18 protein-coding genes and 1 riboswitch are annotated in these 18,352 nt (G+C 64.5%); of the genes, 5 read left to right on the forward strand and 13 right to left on the reverse strand.

Features of this window, described 5'->3' with window-relative positions:
• Positions 1–51 precede the first annotated feature (51 nt).
• The 5 genes from ccmI to JWQ24_RS21015 form a co-directional block, all read right to left on the reverse strand.
• Positions 52–1,173, reverse strand: coding sequence for a c-type cytochrome biogenesis protein CcmI (gene ccmI / locus JWQ24_RS20995; protein WP_299812199.1), 1,122 nt, complete (start codon positions 1,171–1,173; stop codon positions 52–54).
• A gap of 134 nt (positions 1,174–1,307) precedes the next feature.
• Positions 1,308–2,696 carry a hypothetical protein gene (locus JWQ24_RS21000; protein ID WP_299812200.1) on the reverse strand — a complete coding sequence of 463 codons (1,389 nt, stop codon included), beginning with the start codon at positions 2,694–2,696 and terminating at the stop codon, positions 1,308–1,310.
• A 181-nt stretch (positions 2,697–2,877) separates the two neighbouring features.
• Entirely contained in the window at positions 2,878–4,002 is a 1,125-nt protein-coding gene (locus JWQ24_RS21005) for a ribonucleotide-diphosphate reductase subunit beta (RefSeq protein ID WP_299812201.1), read from the reverse strand.
• A 142-nt stretch (positions 4,003–4,144) separates the two neighbouring features.
• On the reverse strand, positions 4,145–7,048 hold the full coding sequence (locus JWQ24_RS21010; protein ID WP_299812202.1) for a ribonucleoside-diphosphate reductase subunit alpha: 2,904 nt from the start codon (positions 7,046–7,048) through the stop codon (positions 4,145–4,147).
• A gap of 116 nt (positions 7,049–7,164) precedes the next feature.
• Positions 7,165–7,379, reverse strand: a riboswitch (cobalamin riboswitch).
• 144 nt (positions 7,380–7,523) lie between these two features.
• Positions 7,524–8,000 (reverse strand): RT0821/Lpp0805 family surface protein, encoded by a 477-nt coding sequence (locus tag JWQ24_RS21015; protein ID WP_299812203.1) that lies wholly within the window; start codon positions 7,998–8,000, stop codon positions 7,524–7,526.
• Positions 8,001–8,324: 324 nt separating this feature from the next.
• Here JWQ24_RS21015 and JWQ24_RS21020 point away from each other — a divergent pair, with 324 nt between their 5' ends.
• From JWQ24_RS21020 to JWQ24_RS21040, 5 genes are all read left to right on the forward strand, one after another.
• Complete coding sequence (locus JWQ24_RS21020) at positions 8,325–9,296, forward strand: tripartite tricarboxylate transporter substrate binding protein (RefSeq protein ID WP_299812204.1); 972 nt, start codon at positions 8,325–8,327, stop codon at positions 9,294–9,296.
• A 23-nt stretch (positions 9,297–9,319) separates the two neighbouring features.
• A complete protein-coding gene (locus JWQ24_RS21025) occupies positions 9,320–10,555 on the forward strand; it encodes an FAD-dependent monooxygenase (protein ID WP_299812205.1) in 1,236 nt (411 codons plus the stop codon).
• Positions 10,552–11,463, forward strand: coding sequence for an ABC transporter substrate-binding protein (locus tag JWQ24_RS21030; RefSeq protein WP_299812206.1), 912 nt, complete (start codon positions 10,552–10,554; stop codon positions 11,461–11,463). The genes JWQ24_RS21025 and JWQ24_RS21030 overlap by 4 nt, the downstream gene beginning before the upstream one ends.
• 227 nt (positions 11,464–11,690) lie before the next feature.
• On the forward strand, positions 11,691–12,293 hold the full coding sequence (locus tag JWQ24_RS21035) for a TetR/AcrR family transcriptional regulator (protein ID WP_299812207.1): 603 nt from the start codon (positions 11,691–11,693) through the stop codon (positions 12,291–12,293).
• A 46-nt stretch (positions 12,294–12,339) separates the two neighbouring features.
• Positions 12,340–13,110 (forward strand): alpha/beta hydrolase, encoded by a 771-nt coding sequence (locus JWQ24_RS21040; RefSeq protein WP_299812208.1) that lies wholly within the window; start codon positions 12,340–12,342, stop codon positions 13,108–13,110.
• Between the two features lie 28 nt (positions 13,111–13,138).
• Here the strand turns inward: JWQ24_RS21040 and JWQ24_RS21045 are convergent, their stop codons facing one another.
• The 8 genes from JWQ24_RS21045 to JWQ24_RS21080 form a co-directional block, all read right to left on the reverse strand.
• Positions 13,139–13,831: an isochorismatase family cysteine hydrolase gene (locus JWQ24_RS21045; protein WP_299812209.1), complete on the reverse strand. Its 693-nt coding sequence runs from the start codon at positions 13,829–13,831 to the stop codon at positions 13,139–13,141.
• A gap of 128 nt (positions 13,832–13,959) precedes the next feature.
• Positions 13,960–15,348 carry a sensor histidine kinase gene (locus tag JWQ24_RS21050; RefSeq protein WP_299812210.1) on the reverse strand — a complete coding sequence of 463 codons (1,389 nt, stop codon included), beginning with the start codon at positions 15,346–15,348 and terminating at the stop codon, positions 13,960–13,962.
• 81 nt (positions 15,349–15,429) lie between these two features.
• Positions 15,430–16,101: a response regulator transcription factor gene (locus JWQ24_RS21055; RefSeq protein WP_299812211.1), complete on the reverse strand. Its 672-nt coding sequence runs from the start codon at positions 16,099–16,101 to the stop codon at positions 15,430–15,432.
• Between the two features lie 85 nt (positions 16,102–16,186).
• Positions 16,187–16,645 carry a hypothetical protein gene (locus tag JWQ24_RS21060; RefSeq protein ID WP_299812212.1) on the reverse strand — a complete coding sequence of 153 codons (459 nt, stop codon included), beginning with the start codon at positions 16,643–16,645 and terminating at the stop codon, positions 16,187–16,189.
• A complete protein-coding gene (locus JWQ24_RS21065; RefSeq protein ID WP_299812213.1) occupies positions 16,638–17,102 on the reverse strand; it encodes a hypothetical protein in 465 nt (154 codons plus the stop codon). Before JWQ24_RS21065 ends, JWQ24_RS21060 begins: the two co-directional genes overlap by 8 nt.
• A 146-nt stretch (positions 17,103–17,248) precedes the next feature.
• Entirely contained in the window at positions 17,249–17,401 is a 153-nt protein-coding gene (locus JWQ24_RS21070) for a hypothetical protein (protein ID WP_299812214.1), read from the reverse strand.
• Between the two features lie 245 nt (positions 17,402–17,646).
• Positions 17,647–17,940 (reverse strand): DUF3551 domain-containing protein, encoded by a 294-nt coding sequence (locus tag JWQ24_RS21075; protein WP_299812215.1) that lies wholly within the window; start codon positions 17,938–17,940, stop codon positions 17,647–17,649.
• A gap of 68 nt (positions 17,941–18,008) precedes the next feature.
• Positions 18,009–18,308, reverse strand: coding sequence for a DUF3551 domain-containing protein (locus tag JWQ24_RS21080; protein ID WP_299812216.1), 300 nt, complete (start codon positions 18,306–18,308; stop codon positions 18,009–18,011).
• Between the last annotated feature and the right edge of the window lie 44 nt (positions 18,309–18,352).

The raw sequence follows: 18,352 nt of genomic DNA on the forward strand, positions 1-18,352 counted from the left end.
TCTGGAGCATGATGTGATCCGAAAACCGCGACGCACTTTTCGGCATCATGCTTATCCATCGAGCCCGAAATTCTTCAGGCCATCGTTCAACTGCTGCAGCCGGCCGGCGTCGGCGCTGACCGCCTGCCGCGCCTCGACCAGCGCAGCCTTGGCCTTGTCGCGATCCCCCAGCACCATATAGGCGCGCACCAGCCGCAACCATCCCTCGACGTCATTGCCGTCCTGCCTGAGCCGGGTGGCGAGACGATCGACCATGCCCTGCACCATCGCATTGCGGTCCTGCGCGCTCATGCCCTGCGCGGAGGCCAGCGTATCGCCGGACAATGCCGGCAATGCGGGCGACAGCCCGGGCGACACGGGCCCGCCGACCCGCGCGAGTGCCGCCTGCACCACCGGACGCCACGGCGCGTCGGGCGGCGCCTTGGCCAACATCGCGCCCCAGATCGCGGCGGCTTCCGCTGCGCGGCCATCCTGCTCGGCAGCCAGGCCGAGGAAATAGCGCGCCTTGGCCTCGTTGCCGTCCAGCGCCACCGCGCGTTCGAATTCGGTCTTGGCATCCGCAGTGATCACGCCATTGGCGCCCGCCGCGATCGCCTCGCCGAGATCGGCGCGGCGCGCGGCGCTGTCGCCGCCATAGGCGATGGCGTTGCGGAACGCTGTCACGGCTTCATCGAAGCGGCCGAGCTTGGCCAGCACCGGCGCCAGCACGTTCCAGCCGCGGCCGTCGGTCGGGTTTTTCTCCAGATGCGCCTGCACCTGCGCAACGAGATTATCGAGCGGCTCGGCGGCGCTTGGCGCCCGGCTGCGCTCGGCAAGCGGAAAGTCCGGCAGTCGCGGCGAGCCGAGCGGCAGATAGAACGCCACCGCCAGCACCGGCAGACCGATCAGCGCGACCAGCGCCACGGCACGGCGATAGATCGGGCGGCTGGGGGCAAGGATACCGCGTTCGGCGTCATCGGCGGCGAGCAGCCGGCGGCTGATCTCGACCCGGGCCGCATCGGCCTCGGTCGGACCGATCAGCCCGGCCTCGGCATCCCGGCCGATTTCGGCGAGCTGATCCTTGTAGACCGCCGCCTCTGTCCCGCCAGCGCCGGGGCGTGGACGGCCCAGCGGCCACAGCACGGCGAAGACCGCCGCGGCGGTCATCAGCGCGAACACAAACCACAACGTCATCGACAGGTTCCGGTCCCGGTGTCACCGCCAACAGGCGGTCATCGCTGGCCGGGTTACACCATTTCTAAACCGGCCGCGCAATTGACAATTACGACACTGGCCGGCCGAAAACTTGATATGAATCAAGGCCGAAGTCAGCCCGCCCGGGACGGCTTGCGTTCCACGACGACGCTGGCGTTTTCCGCGGCCCGGCTCATGAGGGCGGCGTATTCGGTGCCGAACAGCACCTCGCAGAAGCGGATCGCGGCGCCGACCTGCATCTGGCGGTAGGCGCGGACGCGGGCGTCGCCGGTGCGCAGCGACTGCACCAGCGACTCCGTGGATTTCTCGACATATTGCTGCAGGTCGGAATAGGTGCGCAGCGTCACCTCGTTGATCGCCAGCTCGCTGGCATAGGTGCGGCACACCGCGGCGAAATCGATCAGCGCCGCGGTCTCGTCGACATCGACGGGATCGATATGCGAGGTCGGCGAAATGTCCTTGTCGGCGCGCTGGCGCAGCAGCCGGCGCACCCGTCCAGGCACGCTCTCGATCTCGGACTGCAGCGTGCTGGAAATCTCGACCCGGATCGCCGCCATATGCCGGCCCCAGACCGAATCGTTGCGCATATCGAGTTCGGTGCGCAGCCCGCGCACGCCGTCATGGGCGGCCTTGAGATGCTCCGGCGCGCTGTCGAACTTGCCGCGCTTGATGTCGCTGCGCAGGTGGTGCGCGACCTGCGTGAGGTCGGCCAGCGCCATCGTCACCGCGACGCCGTAGGGGGTCGCGGCAACGCGGATCTCGTCGTCGGAGGCCGCAATCTTCACCGCAAGGCGGATGATCTGCCAGGGTGCAGCGAGCCGCTGCATCACCAGCGACAGCGCGAACGGCAATACCTGCGGCGTCACCAGCGCCGGAATATTCAGCGAGCTGTTGACCGAGGCGATCTGGGAATCCCCGAATGCCCGCAGCACGCTCGGCAGCTTGGCGGCGAGGGCGTCGAGCGGTTCGCGCACTTTCAGCACGGCGCCGAGCGCCGGCAGGTCCTCGACCGCATGCGGCGGTCCGATCCGCGCGATGTTGCGGCCGTTCGGGCCAGGCGCGGTTGTCTTGATGATCAGATCGGCCGCCGCCTGCTGGAATTTGCGCACCGCGCGTTCGATTTCAGCAGCGCCGGGCTCCGGGCTGACCGTGATCGCGTTCTCAAACGCGGCAACGGCATCCGGGGCATCGCGCTCCAGCCATTGCCAGATCGGCAGCAGCGAAGCCCGCCGGATCTGCCCGGGCCGGACGGAACCGACGCCCTCGACCAGGAACGGTTCGACCGAGCGGAAAACCAGCCGCGTGGCATCCTCGGCCCTCGGCCGCACCGCGTCCGGCGAACCACGCACCACACCGCGCAGCTGATCGAGCACAAAGTTGGCGACCGCCACATCCTCGCCGCGCGCAATCGCCCGCTCATACTCGCGCATCAGCAGCGCCTGCGACTGCGGCGGCAGTTGCGCAAGATAGTCCCGCAGGCGATCGATCGACGTCTTGCTCATACAACCATGGTCCGCGCTTTCAGCAGGTGACGGGCCGAAAGCATCCACCGGGCTTCATAGCAGCGGCAGCGTTAAGAAGCGGTTACATGAATTTTGCGTTAACGGTCGACGCCGGGCGGACCGCACAGGCCTGCGCGCTCCTCAATTGCCAGCCTCAAGCGGGTTTTTTGAACGCTTTCCGTCATTCCCATGTCAGCGCCCCGCCGTTCTGGTATTCGATCACGCGGGTCTCGAAAAAGTTTTTCTCCTTCTTCAGGTCCATCGCCTCCGACATCCACGGGAACGGGTTATCGGTTTCGTCGAACACGGAGGCCAAGCCGATCTGGGCGCAGCGGCGGTTGGCGATGAAGTGCATGTAGGTCTCACACAGCGCCGCGTTCAGCCCGAGGAAGCCGCGCGGCATGGTGTCCCGCCCGTAAGATGCCTCCAGCTCCGCCGCCGTGCGGATCATGTCGCGGACCTCCTCCTGAAACGCGCTGGTCCAGAGGTGAGGATTCTCGATCTTGATCTGGTTGATGACGTCGATGCCGAAGTTCAGGTGGATGGATTCATCGCGCAAGATATATTGGTACTGCTCGGCGATCCCCACCATCTTGTTGCGGCGACCGAGCGACAGGATCTGCGCAAATCCGGTGTAGAACCACATGCCCTCGAAGATCACGTAGAACGCGACAAGGTCGCGCAAAAAGGCCTGGTCGGCCTCAAGGGTCCCGGTCTTGAAGTCGGGATCGTCGAGGTGCTGGGTATGCTTCAGCGCCCATGCCGCCTTTTCGGTGATCGAAGGCACCTCGCGGTACATGTTGAACAGTTCGCCCTCGTCGAGGCCGAGGCTTTCCACGATGTACTGGAAGGTATGGGTGTGCACGGCCTCCTCGAACGATTGCCGCAGCAGATACTGCCGGCATTCCGGGTTGGTCAGGTGGCGATAAATCGCCAGCACGATGTTGTTGGCGACCAGACTCTCGGACGCGGCGAAGAAACCGAGGTTGCGCTTGATGGCACGACGCTCGTCCTCGGTGAGTCCGTCCTTGGATTTCCACAGCGCGATATCGGCCTGCATCGAGACCTCGGTCGGCATCCAGTGGTTGTTGCAGCCGGCGAGGTATTTCTCCCATGCCCATTTGTATTTCATCGGCAGCAACTGATTGACGTCAGCGCGGCAGTTGATCATGCGCTTTTCGTCGATCGAGACGCGTCCGCCGGAGCGGTCGATGGCGTCGAGCCCGGTCGGATGGGCCGAGTCTTGCGATGTCGGGATAGGAAGGGGCGCCTTTACAGCGGTTGCGGTGTCGGACCAGTCGAGCATGGGGTGTTCCTGATATAAGCAGTGGGACTAGCGGACGGGCCACGGCCCATCCACGTCATTGCGAGCGAAGCGAAGCAATCCAGTGCTTGGGATCAGCAAGACTGGATTGCCGCGTCGCTTCGCTCCTCGCAATGACGGAAGGCTACTGGCAGGCTTCGCATTCGGGGTTGTCGATAGAACAGGCCTGCACGCCGGTGAAATCCGGCGCCACGACGGCGGCGGGGACCACGATCGGCGCATGCGTAATGACCGGCGTCGAAGCAACAGCGTTGAGCTTGCCGTCGGTGCCCTTGATCGTGGACTTCTCGACATGCGTCGCCGAGCGCGAGCGCAGGTAATATGTCGTCTTCAGACCGCTCGACCACGCCAGCCGGTAGAGCTGGTCGAGCTTCTTGCCGGAGGGATTGGCGATGTAGAGGTTGAGCGACTGCGACTGGTCGATCCACTTCTGTCGCCGCGCGGCGGATTTGATCAGCCAGGCGCTGTCGATCTCGAAGGCGGTCGCATACAGCGCCTTGAGGTCGTCCGGCACGCGATCAATGGCGCCGAGGCTGCCATCGAAATATTTCAGGTCGGAGACCATCACCTCATCCCACAACCCGCGGCTCTTCAGGTCGCGAACGAGGAAGTCGTTCACCACCGTGAAATCGCCGGACATGTTGGATTTGACATAGAGGTTCTGGTAGGCGGGCTCGATCGACTGGGCGACGCCGCAGATGTTGGAAATCGTCGCGGTCGGCGCGATCGCCATCACGTTGGAGTTGCGCATGCCGCTCGATTTGACGCGGTCGCGCAATGCGGCCCAGTCGCGGGTGGCCGAGCGATCCATGTTCGGTCCGCCGCGGGCGGCTTCCAGCAGATCGATGGAATCGATCGGCAGGATGCCGCGGCTCCACAACGATCCGTCGAACGACGGGTAACGGCCGCGCTCCGCCGCCAGATCGGCGGAGGCCGCGATGGCATGGAACGAGATTGCTTCCATGCTGACATCGGCAAACGTCACCGCCTCTTCCGATGCGATCGGGATGCGCAACGCATGCAGCGCGTCCTGAAAGCCCATCAGGCCGAGGCCGACGGGACGATGCTTGAGGTTCGAGCGGCGCGCCTCCGGGATGGTGTAGAAATTGATGTCGATGACATTGTCGAGCATCCGCATCGCGGTGTTGATCGTGCGCTGCAGCCGGGCGTCGTCGAGCCTGCCGTCGACGATGTGGTTGAGCAGATTGACCGAGCCGAGATTGCAGACCGCGACCTCGTCATCGGAGGTGTTCAGCGTGATCTCGGTGCACAGGTTCGACGAGTGAATCACGCCGGCATGCTGCTGCGGCGAACGCAAATTGCAGGCGTCCTTGAAGGTGATCCAGGGATGGCCGGTCTCGAACACCATGGTCAGCATGCGGCGCCACAGGTCGGCGGCCCGGACATGCTTGAACGAACGTATTTCGCCGCGCGCGGCCTTGGCCTCGTAAAACGCGTAGCGCTCGGCGAACGGTATGCCATAGAGGTCGTGCAGGTCCGGCGTTTCGTTCGGGGAAAACAGCGTCCAGTCGCCGTCGGCCTCGACGCGCTGCATGAACAGGTCGGGCACCCAGTTGGCGGTGTTCATGTCATGCGTGCGGCGGCGGTCGTCGCCGGTGTTCTTTCTGAGGTCGAGGAATTCCTCGATGTCGAGATGCCAGGTTTCCAGATAGGCGCACACCGCGCCCTTGCGCTTGCCGCCCTGGTTGACCGCAATCGCCGTGTCGTTGGCGACCTTGAGGAACGGCACCACGCCCTGGCTCTCGCCATTGGTGCCCTTGATGCGCGCGCCCATGCCGCGGACGCGGGTCCAGTCATTGCCGAGACCGCCGGAATATTTGGCGAGCAGCGCATTGTCCTTCACCGACTTGAAGATGCCGTCGAGGTCGTCGGCCACCGTCGTCAGGAAGCACGACGACAGCTGCGGCCGCTGCGTGCCGGCGTTGAACAACGTCGGGGTCGAGGCCATGAAGTCGAACGACGACAGCAGGCGGTAGAATTCGATCGCCTTGGCTTCGCGGTCGATTTCGCGGAGCGCCAGCCCCATCGCAACGCGCATGAAGAACGCCTGCGGCAGCTCGATGCGGTTGTTATTCTCGTGCAGGAAGTAGCGATCGTACAGCGTCTGCAAACCCAGGAACTGAAACTGCAGATCGCGCTCCGGCAGCAAGGCGGCGGAGATGCGGGCGAGATCGAAACGGGCCAGTTCGGGATCAAGCAGGTCTGCGTCGATACCCTTGCGGATATAGGCCGGGAAATATTCGGCATAGCGGGCGGTCATGTCCGCCTGGGTCGCGGTGGTGGCCGCGCCGTGAACGAAGGACAGCACCTCGCTGCGCAATTTGTCGAGCAGCAACCGCGCGCTGACGAAAGTGTAGTTCGGCTCCTGCTCGACCAGCGTGCGCGCCGCCATGATGCCGGCCAGCGCCAGTTCGTCGAGGGTGATGCCGTCATAGAGATTGCGGCGGGTCTCCTCCAGCACGGGTTCGGCGGTGACGCCGTCGAGGCCGGCGCAGGCCTCGTGCACGATGACCGAGAGCCGCCCGGCATCGAGCGGGACGCGGCTGCCGTCGGCACGGGTGACATGCAGCACAGGTATTGCGGACAAGGCGACGGGCTTCGCCGCCAGCGCCTCGGCGCGACTGCGGGCGCGCTCCTCACGGTACAGCACATAGGCGCGGGCGACCTTGTGGTGCTCGCTGCGCATCAAGGCCAGTTCGACTTGGTCCTGCACATCCTCGATGTGGAAGGTGCGGCCCTCACCGAGTCGGCGGGTGAGTGCGGAGACGACCTCGTTCGTCAGACCTTCGACCGCCTCGTGGACCCGGCGGGATGCGGCGGCGGTGTGGCCCTCGACCGCGAGAAAGGCCTTGGTCATGGCGACGGTGATCTTGCCGGCGTCGAACGGCGAGACCTTGCCGTTGCGGCGGATGACCTGCAACGAAGGCTCGTGTGCCGGCGGCTGATCGGCAAGCAGACGGATGATCGGTGCGGAATCGGATTCCGCATGGCTGGGAAATGGTGACATCGACATAGACCCCGTGTGATGCGCGTGTGCGTTTGACGGGGATCGAAGGACGCCGGTCGGAATGTCGGTGCAAAACGCCGGCAAACCTGCAAGCGACCGCTGGGACACCCCGCCCATGGACGTTCTGGTGTCGCGGCAGGTCTCCTGGCTCACAGGTCGTCGTCGCGCCCGGTCTTCCCAGCGCCCAAGCGCCAGTGACTTCAATCGGATGCGACTCACTGCTTACAGTTGCGGGGGCAGCGCCGGAATCGCTGCACACGTTGCAGCACACCGGCTTCCCTCTTAGCCACCATGCCTTGCGACATGGCGGACCGTGACCCCTACATGTGGTGTGATCCGGGGTGGGGTGTCAACCGCCGTTTTTCGCTCTCCGCATTTAAACTCACCGGAGACCTGAGGGGAGCGTTCGCGCCAGCACGTCACCGGCGGAGAATGGCAGCAGAGTCGGTCGTTCCGGGGGCGAACATCGCCAGATCTAGCCCACCGCTCCCCAGGCGCCGTCGACGCTGCGGCAGGCCGTGCCGCGGGCGGACTGGATGTCACCCTTGACGGTGATGGTGTGGGAGAAGCCGCGGCATTGCGCGCCCTTCTGCTCGTAGGCAGGACCGGCGACGATGTTGCCATAGCGCCCCGACGCCGGATTGCGCCACGGCACTGGCGCGCCCGGTGCGCCGCGGTCGAGCGCCAGAATCTGCGCCTCATAGGCCAGCCGGCGGTCTTCGTCGTTGAGCGATGCGCCGAGCTTGGCGCCGATCAGCCCGCCGAACGCGGCATTGGTGACGGCGGAGGCCGCCTCGGCCTCGCTGGCCAGGCCGACGGCCGATTTGGTGCTGCTATAGGCGCGGGTCAGCGTGCCCGCACCGAGGCCGGCACCGCCGTCGGCCCCCGTGATGTCGCACCCCGCCAGCACCGAAGTGGCGGCGAGCAGCAAAAGGGCATGGGTTTTCAGCATGGACGACGAACCTCGAACGCGATGACGGCAGAAAAGATCAAAGACGTTACGAACGGGATAATTCGGGCGGGAAAGCGGCGGCAGCGCGGCCAAGGGCTGCGGCGTAACACCCGCGCAATCCATGCGCGAACAGGCCGCAGCGCCGGTGACCTCCTGCGTCCCCTCTTCCGCCGCGGCGCTTCGCGGTGGCGCGCATGCCAGCTGCAGCAGCCACAAGCGAACTCGCTCCGCATAATGCCATGTCCTCAATCACAACCGGCCGGTGATGGCTAAATATTCCCGACGGTGCTCAAGTCCGGCAATCACCGAACAGCAGGGGAAAACATGCACTCTCGACGAATCTTCCTTGGTCTCGCAGCCGCCGCCGCCACCGGCCTCGGTTCTTCGGCGTGGGCCCAGGCCTGGCCCCAGAAGCAGGTCACGGTCATCGTCCCCTTCGCGGCCGGCGGCAACACCGACGGCATCGCGCGGATGGCGGCGCAGCGGCTGGGCGATGCCTTGGGCAAGACCTTCGTGGTCGAGAACCGTCCGGGCGCCGGCGGGGCTATCGCGGCGGAACTAGTGAAGCGCTCCGCCCCGGATGGCTACACGCTGTTCGTCGCGGCTCTCCCGGTGATGGCGATCGTGCCGGCCATGTCGAAGGTGCGCTACGACCCGCTGAAGGATTTCGCGCCGATCAGCAATATCGGCACCAACCCGTTCGCGCTGGTGGTGAACAAGGATCTCCCGGTCAAGACGCTCAAGGAATTCGTCGAATACGTCCGCGCCAGCAAGGCGTCGCTGGCTTATGGCTCGGCCGGCGTCGGCAGCCTGAACCACCTCTCGATGGCGCTGTTCCTCAAGCGCGCCGGCATCGAGATGACGCATGTGCCCTACAAGGGCAACGCGCCGGCACTGTCCGACGTGGTGGCCGGCCACATTCCGGCGATGTTCTCCAATCTCTCCGATGCGCTGTCGCAGGCCGCCGGCGGCAATGTGCGGATGATCGCGATCAGCTCCGCGAAGCGTTCGGCGCTGGCGGCCGATGTACCGACCGTGGCCGAATCCGGCTTTGCCGATTTCAACGTGCTGACCTGGAACGGATTGATGGCGCCGGCCGGCACGCCGCCTGACATCATCGAGCGCATGGCGAAGGAGCTGGCCGCCGCCGTGAAGGATCCGAAATTCGCCGCGCAACTGGTCGATTACGGCGTCGATCCGCTCGGCGATACGCCGGCGGAATACGCCGCGATGCTGGCGAAGGACATCCCGCTATGGGCCGAAGCCGTCGAAATCGCCGGCGTGAAACAGCAGTAACAATCAAAAAGAAGAAGATGACGATGAACGATCAACCTGTCCTGATCGCCGGCGGCGGTCCTGTCGGCCTTCTGCTGGCGCTGGCGCTGGCCCGACGCGGCGTCGCGGTGCGGCTGTTCGAGGCGGCGGAAACCATCAACGACGCGCCGCGCGCCTCGACCTTGCATCCGGCCACGCTGGAAATGCTCGCCACGCTCGGCCTGCTGGAAGACGTGATCGCGCAGGGCCTCGTCGCGCGCACCTTCCAGTTCTGGGACCGGCCGACGCGCCGCGTCATTGCCGAATTCGACCACGCAATCCTCGCTGAAGTGACCGACGTCCCCTTCGTCGTGCAGTGCGAGCAGCACAAGCTGGCCCGGCTCTGTCTGGAGCGCCTGAAGGCATTCCCGCAGGTGGAAGTAACCTTCGCGGCCTCGGTGGAAGCCATCGCCGCCTTCGAGGACCGCGTCGAGATCGAGGTGCAGACCAGCACCGGCCGGGAGAAGGTGACCGGCTGCTATCTGGTCGGCGCCGATGGCGGCCGCTCGACCGTGCGCAAGTCGCTCGGCATTGCGTTTGAGGGTTACACGTTTCCAGAGCGTTTTCTGGTCCTCACGACGCCGTTCGATTTTGCCGGACAGCACGGCGTCGCATTCCGCGCCTACTTCTCCGATCCCGACGAATGGGCCAATCTGTTCAAGGTGGCCGGCGATGACGGACGCGGCCGCTGGCGCGCGGTGTTTCCGGCGCTGCCCGGGCAGACCGATGAGGAGGTGCTCGACGAAGCCGCCACCGAGGCGCGGCTGCAGAAGTTCTTTCCAAAATCGGGCAAGTACGAAATTTTCCACCGCAATATCTACAAGGTGCACCAGCGCGTCGCGGCGAGTTTCCGCGAGGGCCGCGTGTTCCTTGCCGGCGACTCCGCCCACGTCAACAATCCGATCGGCGGCCTCGGCCTGAACTGCGGCGTGCACGATGCGATGCAACTGGCCGGGCAGCTCGCCGCGGTGTTGCTGGAAGGACGCCCGGAAAGCGAACTGTCGGAATACGACAGCATCCGCCGGCCGATGAACATCGAATACGTGCAGCAGCAGACCATCGCCAACAAGAAGCGGCTGGAAGAAAAAGACCCGGCCGCGCGCGAAGCCAATTTCGACCATTTGCGGCGCACCGCCGCCGATCCCGCCGCGCACCGCGGCTTCCTGATGCGCACCTCGCTTCTGGAAAGCGTGCGCAAGAACGCCGCGCGCCTGAACGCATCTGACAAGGCCATCTCATGAAAATCGCCGTACCCGACTTGATCTCGAATTCGTATTTTCCGGCTGTCGCGGCGGTCGAACTCGGCAAGTTCGCCGAACAGGGCATCAATGCCTCGATCGAACTCGTGTTTCCCGTCAACAAGGCCTATGCGGCGTTGCGCGACGGCGAAGTCGATTGCGTCGCCGGTTCGGCGCATTCGGCGCTGGCGGCGTTTCCGGAGTGGAGCGGTGCCAAGCTGCTCTGCGCGCAGGCCCAGGGCATGTACTGGTTTCTGGTGATGCGCTCGGACCTCGCCTGCGAGCGCGGCGATGTCAGCATCGTCAAGGGCCGAAAGATCGGCGCGGCGCCGTGGGTCGAGATGGGCCTGCGCCGGCTGCTGGTCGCGGCGGGCATCGATGCCGAGCGTGACAACGTCACCATCGCGCCGGTGCCGAACACCGACGGCAGCAGCGTCAATTTCGGCCTGATGGCTGCCAAGGCGCTGGCCGAGCGCAGCATCGACGGCTTCTGGGCCAATGGCATGGGCACCGAAGTGGCGGTGCGCAGCGGCGCCGGCCGTGTCGTGCTCGACGTCCGCCGCGGCGACGGCCCGGCGGAATGCTTCAACTACACAATGGCGTCGCTGGCCGTGACCGATCACTTCCTGGCGGAGCAGCCCGACAAGGCTGCTGCGATGGTGCGGGCGATGGACGCCACCCATACGGCGCTGAAGCAGGATCCGTCGCTTGCCGCGCAGGTCGGCCGCAAGGTCTTCCCGGAATACGAAGCCTCGCTGATCGCCGGCCTGATCGAACGCGACCTGCCGTATTATTCCAGCGCCATCTCGCCGGAATTCGTAACCGGCATGAACGCCTTCGCGCGCGACGTCGGCATCCTCAAGGGCGATCCGGCCTATGGCGACGTCGTCGCCCGGATCCCGCAGGGCTAGCTGCGGGCGCGGCCACTTTGGCAGGACGCCCGGCGGAAGCTTCTGGTCCAGACCGTGCCCAAGCTCTGAAAGCCGCGGTGGTGACGCTTGGCCTCGTTGATCATCGATCCGCTCGATGGGGCGTGCTGTGCGCTCGACAGCGCATAGCCCCGCCATTTGCATTCGCTGGAGCATTACTCTAGATTATTACTCTAGTATGCTGTGTTGGATTGGATACGGGAAGCGCAATGTCCGCGAAAATGGCTCTGATGGAAGCCGGACGATCAGTCTTCGAGACTTCTGGTTTCGACCGTTCGACGGTTTCTGCGATCTGCGCCAGGGCGAAGGCATCCAACGGAAGCTTCTTCCATTTTTTCCGGACCAAGGAGGGACTCGCGGCCACCCTGTTTTTGGAGTGCCTCACGAGCTACCATGATGCGATGCTGGCGGCCGTCGAGGGCAATCCCCCAGCCGTCGAAGGCACGACCAACTTGGTCGAAGCCCATCTGAATTGGGTCGTCACCGAGCAACGCCGATCGAAATTTCTCTTCGAACAATCCAGATCGGAATGGCTGGCGTCGTTCCGGAGCGAGCAACTGGAAGAGAACACCCGATTCGGCTCCGCTATCGATGCCTGGCGCATTCCACTTGTTGCGAAAGGCGCGTTTTTGCCGTTGTCCCGACCGCTGTTCCTCAGCCTCGTCATCGGTCCCGCGCAGATGTTCTGCCGGGCATGGCTGTCGGGTAGGGAAAAAGTCGATCCACGATCTTTCAAAGATGAGCTTTGCAACGCCGCAATCCGCGGGGTCGTCGCGCAGAACGTCGGCAAGGCACGCAGGAGAGCAGAATGATCATAGACGCAAGAGGACAGCATTCCACGCTGCGGCATTCACAGAGATGAAGTTTCACCACCGCGAAGGCCGGCAGCCTACCGTTGTCCTCGTCCACGGAAATTCGAGCAGCAGCGCGGTTTGGCAACCGCTGATCCGCTGTCTTCCGGACCAGGCCGTTCTTTCGTTTGACCTGCGCGGCCACGGTGAGAGCGGATGGGCCGAACCTCCCGCCTATTCAACCAAGGACTACGCGGATGATATCGGCGAGCTGCTTGACCGGGTCGGCATCGACGATTTCATCCTCGTCGGTCACTCCAATGGAGCGCTGTCCTCAGCCTATTTCGCCGCCCGACACCAGCCAAGCCCGAAGGCGCTTGTGTACATCGACATAGCGCCCAAGGTACCGCAGGCCCAGATCGACTACTTCCACGCGCGAGCAAGCGGCGTGAGCCGCGTCTGGACGTCGTTAGACAAGCTCACGAGCACGATGAACGCCGCCGACCCGACCGTGCCTGGCGCACTGTTCATGACCTATCTTGCCGACTTCGCCGAAGCAGTGGAGGGAGGCATTCGCCAGAAGCTCGATCCGCAAACCTTCGGTGCGTGGAGCCCGGCCGACGTGTGGGCCGATCTCGAATCCCTGGATATCCCGCTATTCCTCGTCCGCGGAGAAACCAGCAGGGTTCTTTCTCGCGAGAACGCGGAAGAGATGCAATCGCGGATGCCGAAGGCTCATTTCGAAGTCATCGACGGCGCCGGGCATTTCCTCATGCTGGCCCAGCCCGAAAGCCTCGCCAACGTCATACGTGCCGCCCTGTCGGCAGTGTCCGAATGAAAACACGAACCGGATCCAATCGGAGACCCTAGGCCGGCACGCCGGCCTTCGCGTCCTGCCACGCCGCCACGAGATCGGCGGAATCCGCGACCACGCCGATATGTAGCGATACCATCTTGAGCGCCGCTTCTTCCATCTCCGGATCGGTGCCGCGGACCAGATCGCGCAGCACCACGACGCGATAACTGAGATTGCTGGCGTCGAACGCCGCATTGAGAATGCAGCAGTCGGTCATGCCGCCGTCGAGCACGACGGTTCGCACGCCCATCTGCCGCAACAGGAAGTCCAGATCGGTGGCGAAGAACGGCGACAGCCGCTTCTTGCCGACGACCACGAGATCGGAAGCATCGACCTCGGTGACGAATTCGGTCCAGCGCGATCCCTCGATGGCGTGCTGGTCGGAATTGGGAATGGCGCCGACGTGCAGCGGAAAGGTCAGCCGCCAGGCCGACGGCACGCCGTTCACATCGTCGACGCCGTTTTTGCGCAGCACCGATTTGACGTGAATGACAGGCACGCTGGCCTGCCGCGCGCGCCGGTGAAAGGCATCGATCGGCGCCACGATATCGCGTGCGCGCGGCGCGGGGCACGGACAGTCCGGGCTGTCTTCCAGATGACCGCGATGCATGTCGACGGAAACGATCGCGGTGTGAGCCGCATCCGTGAAGGCTTCGAAACCGGCGGGAAGCTCGCGCGGTTCTCCGTAGACATATGCCTTCATCCATCCGGCCCTTGTGCAACGATGCGACGACGACGGAGCGCGCGAGTACGACGCATCCCCGATGCCGCCATCTTCGCACTTTTGAAGGAACCGGCAATGTCGATGAAGCGGATCGGTGACATCGGGGGTCACACCCCCGGCAGCACCAGTTCCGCGCGCAGGCCGCCGATCGGCGCGGTGCCGAGCGTCAGGCTGCCGCCGTACAGAGCGGCGAGATCGACCACGATCGACAGGCCGAGCCCCGAACCCGGCTTGGTCTCGTCGAGCCGCTGGCCGCGGCGGGAGACTTGTGCGCGCTCGTCGGCGGACAGGCCGCGACCGTCATCGTCAACGATGATGCGCAGTTTTGGCGCGGGATCGTTCAATCCCTGCCGCTCCACCAGCACTTCGATGAAGACACGGGAGTCCGCCCATTTGCAGGCGTTGTCGACGAGGTTGCCGGCCATCTCCTCGAGGTCCTGCTTCTCGCCGCGGAATTTGGCCGCAGCGTCCGCCTCGACATCGATCGCGATGCCGCGGTCGCGGTGGATTTTCTCCATGGTCCGTCGCAGCGCCTCGATCGCCGGAGCCACTTCGGTGATGGTGCCGACAATGGTCAGGCGCGCGGCGATGCGGGCGCGCTCGAGGTGATGCGCCACCTGGTCGCGCATGACGTCAGCCTGCTCCAGCACCTTGGCCGCGAACGGATCGCCGCTGCGGCCATTGTGTTGAAAGGCGGCGGCCTCGTTGACGATCACCGACAGCGGCGTCTTGATGGCGTGGGCGAGATTGCCGACATGGGTGCGGGCGCGCTCGACGATGGCGCGGTTGGCGTCGATCAGCGCGTTGGTCTCGCGCGCCAATGGTGCGATCTCGACCGGGAATTCGCCCTCCAGCCGTTCGGCGCGGCCGGAGCGGATGTCGGCGATGGCGTCGGAAATGCGCTTCAGCGGCGCCAGACCAAAGCGGACCTGAAAGATCGTGGTCAGCACCAGGACGATCGACAGCGCTGCAAAGGTGCCGCCGAGATACCAGTCGAAGGTCCGCGTCTCCTCGAATATCTCGGTGGCGTCGCCGGCGACGCTGACGCGGAACTTGCCGTCGACGCCGAGATCGACCGGCCGCTCCACCATGCGCAGCCGCTGGTCTTCCGGCCCGTCGACATAGCCCTGTCGAATTCCGGACGGCGTCAGTTCGATGCCCTTGTCTTCCAGTTTCGGCAGCTTCTTGTCCCACAGCGAGCGCGACGCCCGCACCTCGTTCTTGTCGGCCTCCACCGGCGCGATTTCCCAGTACCAGCCGGACAACGGCAGTTCGAACAAAGGCTCGCCGAGCGACTGCATCTCGTGGTCGGGCGTGTCGGTGGCGGCGACTTCGGCAACCAGCGTGCGCAGATAGAGATTCAGCCTGCGGTCGAACGCGCGCTCGGCGGCCGAGCGGTACACCGAGGACAGGATGATGCCGGTGATGAGAAGGATCACCACCACCCAGACGGTCGCCGACAGGAACAGCCGCGTGGCGAGCGAGGTGGCGCGCATTACAGCATGATCCCGAAAAAGCCTGTCCCCGATGCGATCGGGGATGGATACCGGCTTTCGGATAAGACCATGCGCATGAATTTACGCGGAGGGTGTCGGCGGCGTCAGCAGGTAGCCGAGGCCGCGTACGGTCTGGATGATGTCGACGTCGAGCTTCTTGCGGATGCGGCCGACGAACACCTCGATGGTGTTGCTGTCGCGGTCGAAATCCTGGTCGTAGAGATGCTCGACCAGTTCGGTGCGCGAGATCACCCGCCCGGTGTGGTGCATCAGATAGGCCAGCAGGCGGTATTCGTGTGATGTCATCTTGACCGGATTGCCGTTGACGCTGACCCGCCCGGTGCGGGTATCCAGCGACACCGGCCCGCAGGTCAGCTCGGACTGCGCGTGGCCTGCGGTACGGCGCAGCAGCGCGCGGATCCGCGCCAGCACCTCTTCGAGGTGAAACGGCTTGGCCACATAGTCGTCGGCGCCGGCGTCGAAGCCCTGCACCTTGTCGCTCCAGCGGTCGCGTGCGGTGAGGATCAGGACCGGCATCGCCCGCTTGTTGCGGCGCCAGGATTCCAGCACGGCGATGCCGTCCATCTTGGGCAGGCCGATATCCAGCACCACGGCGTCGTAAGGCTCGTTGTCGCCGAGGAACAGCCCCTCCTCGCCGTCGAAGGCTCGGTCGACCACATAGCCGGCATCGACCAGCGCGGTGGTAAGCTGGCGGTTCAGGTCGGGATCATCTTCGACGACAAGCAGGCGCAAGGCGGAATCCTCATGAGCGACAACGCTGCCGCCAGCATGCGCCCTTATGCCGTGAACGGCGAATGAACGGCTATGCCGGGCAATATTACTTTTTCTTCACCACCGCCTTGACCAGTCGCTCGATCATGCCGGGCGCGTCCTGCCCGGTGACGGCGCTGACCTTTTCGCGGGTGCGGCCGCTGATATAGACGCCTAGCACGCCGAACCGGAAGCCCCAATAGGTCACCAGCAGCGCGGTGGCGTTGACCAGCGCGTTGATGGTCTGGATATCGCCGGTCCAGAACTCGTGCATCATGACCGCCCACAGCACCGCGCATTCGATCGTCAGCTCGCCAACCAGCGCGATCCGCATCTGGCGCTCAAGGCCACCCGGCCCGCGGCCCATCGCCTGCGCCCGCACCCATTCAGCGCCGGCGCGCGTCTTGCCCGCGCCGCGACCGCCGATCATCAGCCAGGTCAGCCACGGCGCGCCGTTCGGCGCCGCGGCGGGCGGCAGCTGATGAGCGTGGGCATAAAGCTCCCAATGCGCAGTGAGGTCATTCATCTCCCCCAGGCTCATCCGCTGCAGCAGGAAGATCTGTTGTTCTTCCAGGTAGGCCCGCCAATCGTTTAAAAAGGACCTTGCGGAATTCATCAAGATCTCGGGCAGCGCTGGGCTCATCATCGGCCTTCTGCGTTTCATCTGCGGCGCGCAGCCGTCGCACCTCGCTCAGCGTGCGCGCCAGCGACGCCAGCGTGCGGGCGCGGCGCTCGGCTTCGGTCGGCCGCGTCTTGCCCTGCAAACCTGCAACGATGCCCTCGATCTCCGCCAACTCGCGCTCGACCGCCCGCGCTACGCGTTCGACCAGCGCAACGCTGCCTTCCGCAAGCGGCGGATCGATCGAGGGCTTCGGCTTGCGGGAAGCGGTATTCCGCGACGGAGGTTTCTTCGAAGATTTCTTGGCAGATTTTTTAGCAACCATCTTTTTGCCGGATGCTTTTCGTGCCGCCGTCTTTTTCACTGCAGCAGTCCGGGAAACAGCCATCGTCCCCCCCCCAACAGAAAAACCCGCGCCGGGCGCTGCCGGGCGGGCTGTTGAATGCTCAAGCTCGCGAATGTGATCGCTACCGTGTCACTGCAGATCGACGGTCGATCCGATGTCGGGTGTCAGGTTCGGAAAAACACGAACCAGACCACCGCCAACAACAACACGGCCAGTCCGGTGCTCATGGTCAGCAACGCAAGAACGGAGGGGCCGGGTTCTGCCTGTCGCGCCTCGGTCGCGGATTCGACGATCCGACCGTTTTGCTTCGTTGCCATGGGATGTCCTCGCTCGCTGTGCCGATCCGGCATTCAGCGTAGCAACGCATGATGGTGGCCGATGTTCCGGCGAATCCGAGGACGCCGACAGTGCTGCAGCAACCTCGAAACCCAGTTGTGGAGCATGTCGCAAAGCTACCTTCGCAGCGTCACGCTGTCAAGGCTAAAAATCCTAGTTTTTTATTCCTCGCGGGAAAATCCGCTATCCCGCTGAAACAGCATGGGATTTTAAGCTTAAGTCGATCCTATCGCGCGGCGCCGGGCCATCGCGAGCCGGACGTCGGCGGCAGCTCGCCGCGATAATCGATATTGGCGACGCAATTTCCGCGCAGATTTGCGGCAGCCTGCAGGCAGTCCTGATAGTCGGAGAAGCGGCAGATTTGCGGCAGGGACGTGCCGCGCGGGCCGCCGATCAGCACGCAAAACGGCGGAGCACCGGATACAGGTCGCGCGACACTGCGTGCTTCGGCCACGCCGGATGGGATCGCGGCGGAGAACATCAGAGCTGCGGCCACTGCCAATCGTCGAACAAGGCTCATGATTCTCTTCCTGAATGAATGCCGTTGATTCGCTGCCGGTCCGGCAACCGCACAACAGTTAGCATAGGCTAACGCCGCTTGCGCGATCGCGGCGAAGCCGGCGCCGTGGAGACTTCACCGTGGTAATCGATGTTGGCCACGCAATTGCCGCCGGAGGACGCTGCCTGCTGACACTGCTGGTAATCGAAGAACTCGCAGCGACTGGTGCGGTAGCCGCCGCCCTCGCCGCCGCCACCGAACGCGATGCAGTACGGCGCCACCGCGCCGGCCGCCGCGGCGGGAGATGGTGTCGTCATCGCCCCTGCGAAAAACAGTGCGCCCAGCGCGAAAGCCGCACTGACGGAAAATACATGTCGGGGAAAAATCATTGGATCTACCTGCAAAAGCGCCGATATGCGGCGCGATTTACAGA

The sequence above is a fragment of the Tardiphaga sp. genome, from assembly GCF_028290495.1.
Taxonomy (GTDB): domain Bacteria; phylum Pseudomonadota; class Alphaproteobacteria; order Rhizobiales; family Xanthobacteraceae; genus Tardiphaga.

Bases quoted from the DNA above. Each gene is read 5' to 3' on its own strand.
- ccmI (WP_299812199.1), bottom strand. From the start codon at position 1,173: ATGACGTTGTGGTTTGTGTTCGCGCTGATGACCGCCGCGGCGGTCTTC.
- JWQ24_RS21000 (WP_299812200.1), bottom strand. From the start codon at position 2,696: ATGAGCAAGACGTCGATCGATCGCCTGCGGGACTATCTTGCGCAACTG.
- JWQ24_RS21005 (WP_299812201.1), bottom strand. From the start codon at position 4,002: ATGCTCGACTGGTCCGACACCGCAACCGCTGTAAAGGCGCCCCTTCCT.
- JWQ24_RS21010 (WP_299812202.1), bottom strand. From the start codon at position 7,048: ATGTCACCATTTCCCAGCCATGCGGAATCCGATTCCGCACCGATCATC.
- JWQ24_RS21015 (WP_299812203.1), bottom strand. From the start codon at position 8,000: ATGCTGAAAACCCATGCCCTTTTGCTGCTCGCCGCCACTTCGGTGCTG.
- JWQ24_RS21020 (WP_299812204.1), top strand. From the start codon at position 8,325: ATGCACTCTCGACGAATCTTCCTTGGTCTCGCAGCCGCCGCCGCCACC.
- JWQ24_RS21025 (WP_299812205.1), top strand. From the start codon at position 9,320: ATGAACGATCAACCTGTCCTGATCGCCGGCGGCGGTCCTGTCGGCCTT.
- JWQ24_RS21030 (WP_299812206.1), top strand. From the start codon at position 10,552: ATGAAAATCGCCGTACCCGACTTGATCTCGAATTCGTATTTTCCGGCT.
- JWQ24_RS21035 (WP_299812207.1), top strand. From the start codon at position 11,691: ATGTCCGCGAAAATGGCTCTGATGGAAGCCGGACGATCAGTCTTCGAG.
- JWQ24_RS21040 (WP_299812208.1), top strand. From the start codon at position 12,340: ATGAAGTTTCACCACCGCGAAGGCCGGCAGCCTACCGTTGTCCTCGTC.
- JWQ24_RS21045 (WP_299812209.1), bottom strand. From the start codon at position 13,831: ATGAAGGCATATGTCTACGGAGAACCGCGCGAGCTTCCCGCCGGTTTC.
- JWQ24_RS21050 (WP_299812210.1), bottom strand. From the start codon at position 15,348: ATGCGCGCCACCTCGCTCGCCACGCGGCTGTTCCTGTCGGCGACCGTC.
- JWQ24_RS21060 (WP_299812212.1), bottom strand. From the start codon at position 16,645: ATGAATGACCTCACTGCGCATTGGGAGCTTTATGCCCACGCTCATCAG.
- JWQ24_RS21070 (WP_299812214.1), bottom strand. From the start codon at position 17,401: ATGGCAACGAAGCAAAACGGTCGGATCGTCGAATCCGCGACCGAGGCG.
- JWQ24_RS21075 (WP_299812215.1), bottom strand. From the start codon at position 17,940: ATGAGCCTTGTTCGACGATTGGCAGTGGCCGCAGCTCTGATGTTCTCC.
- JWQ24_RS21080 (WP_299812216.1), bottom strand. From the start codon at position 18,308: ATGATTTTTCCCCGACATGTATTTTCCGTCAGTGCGGCTTTCGCGCTG.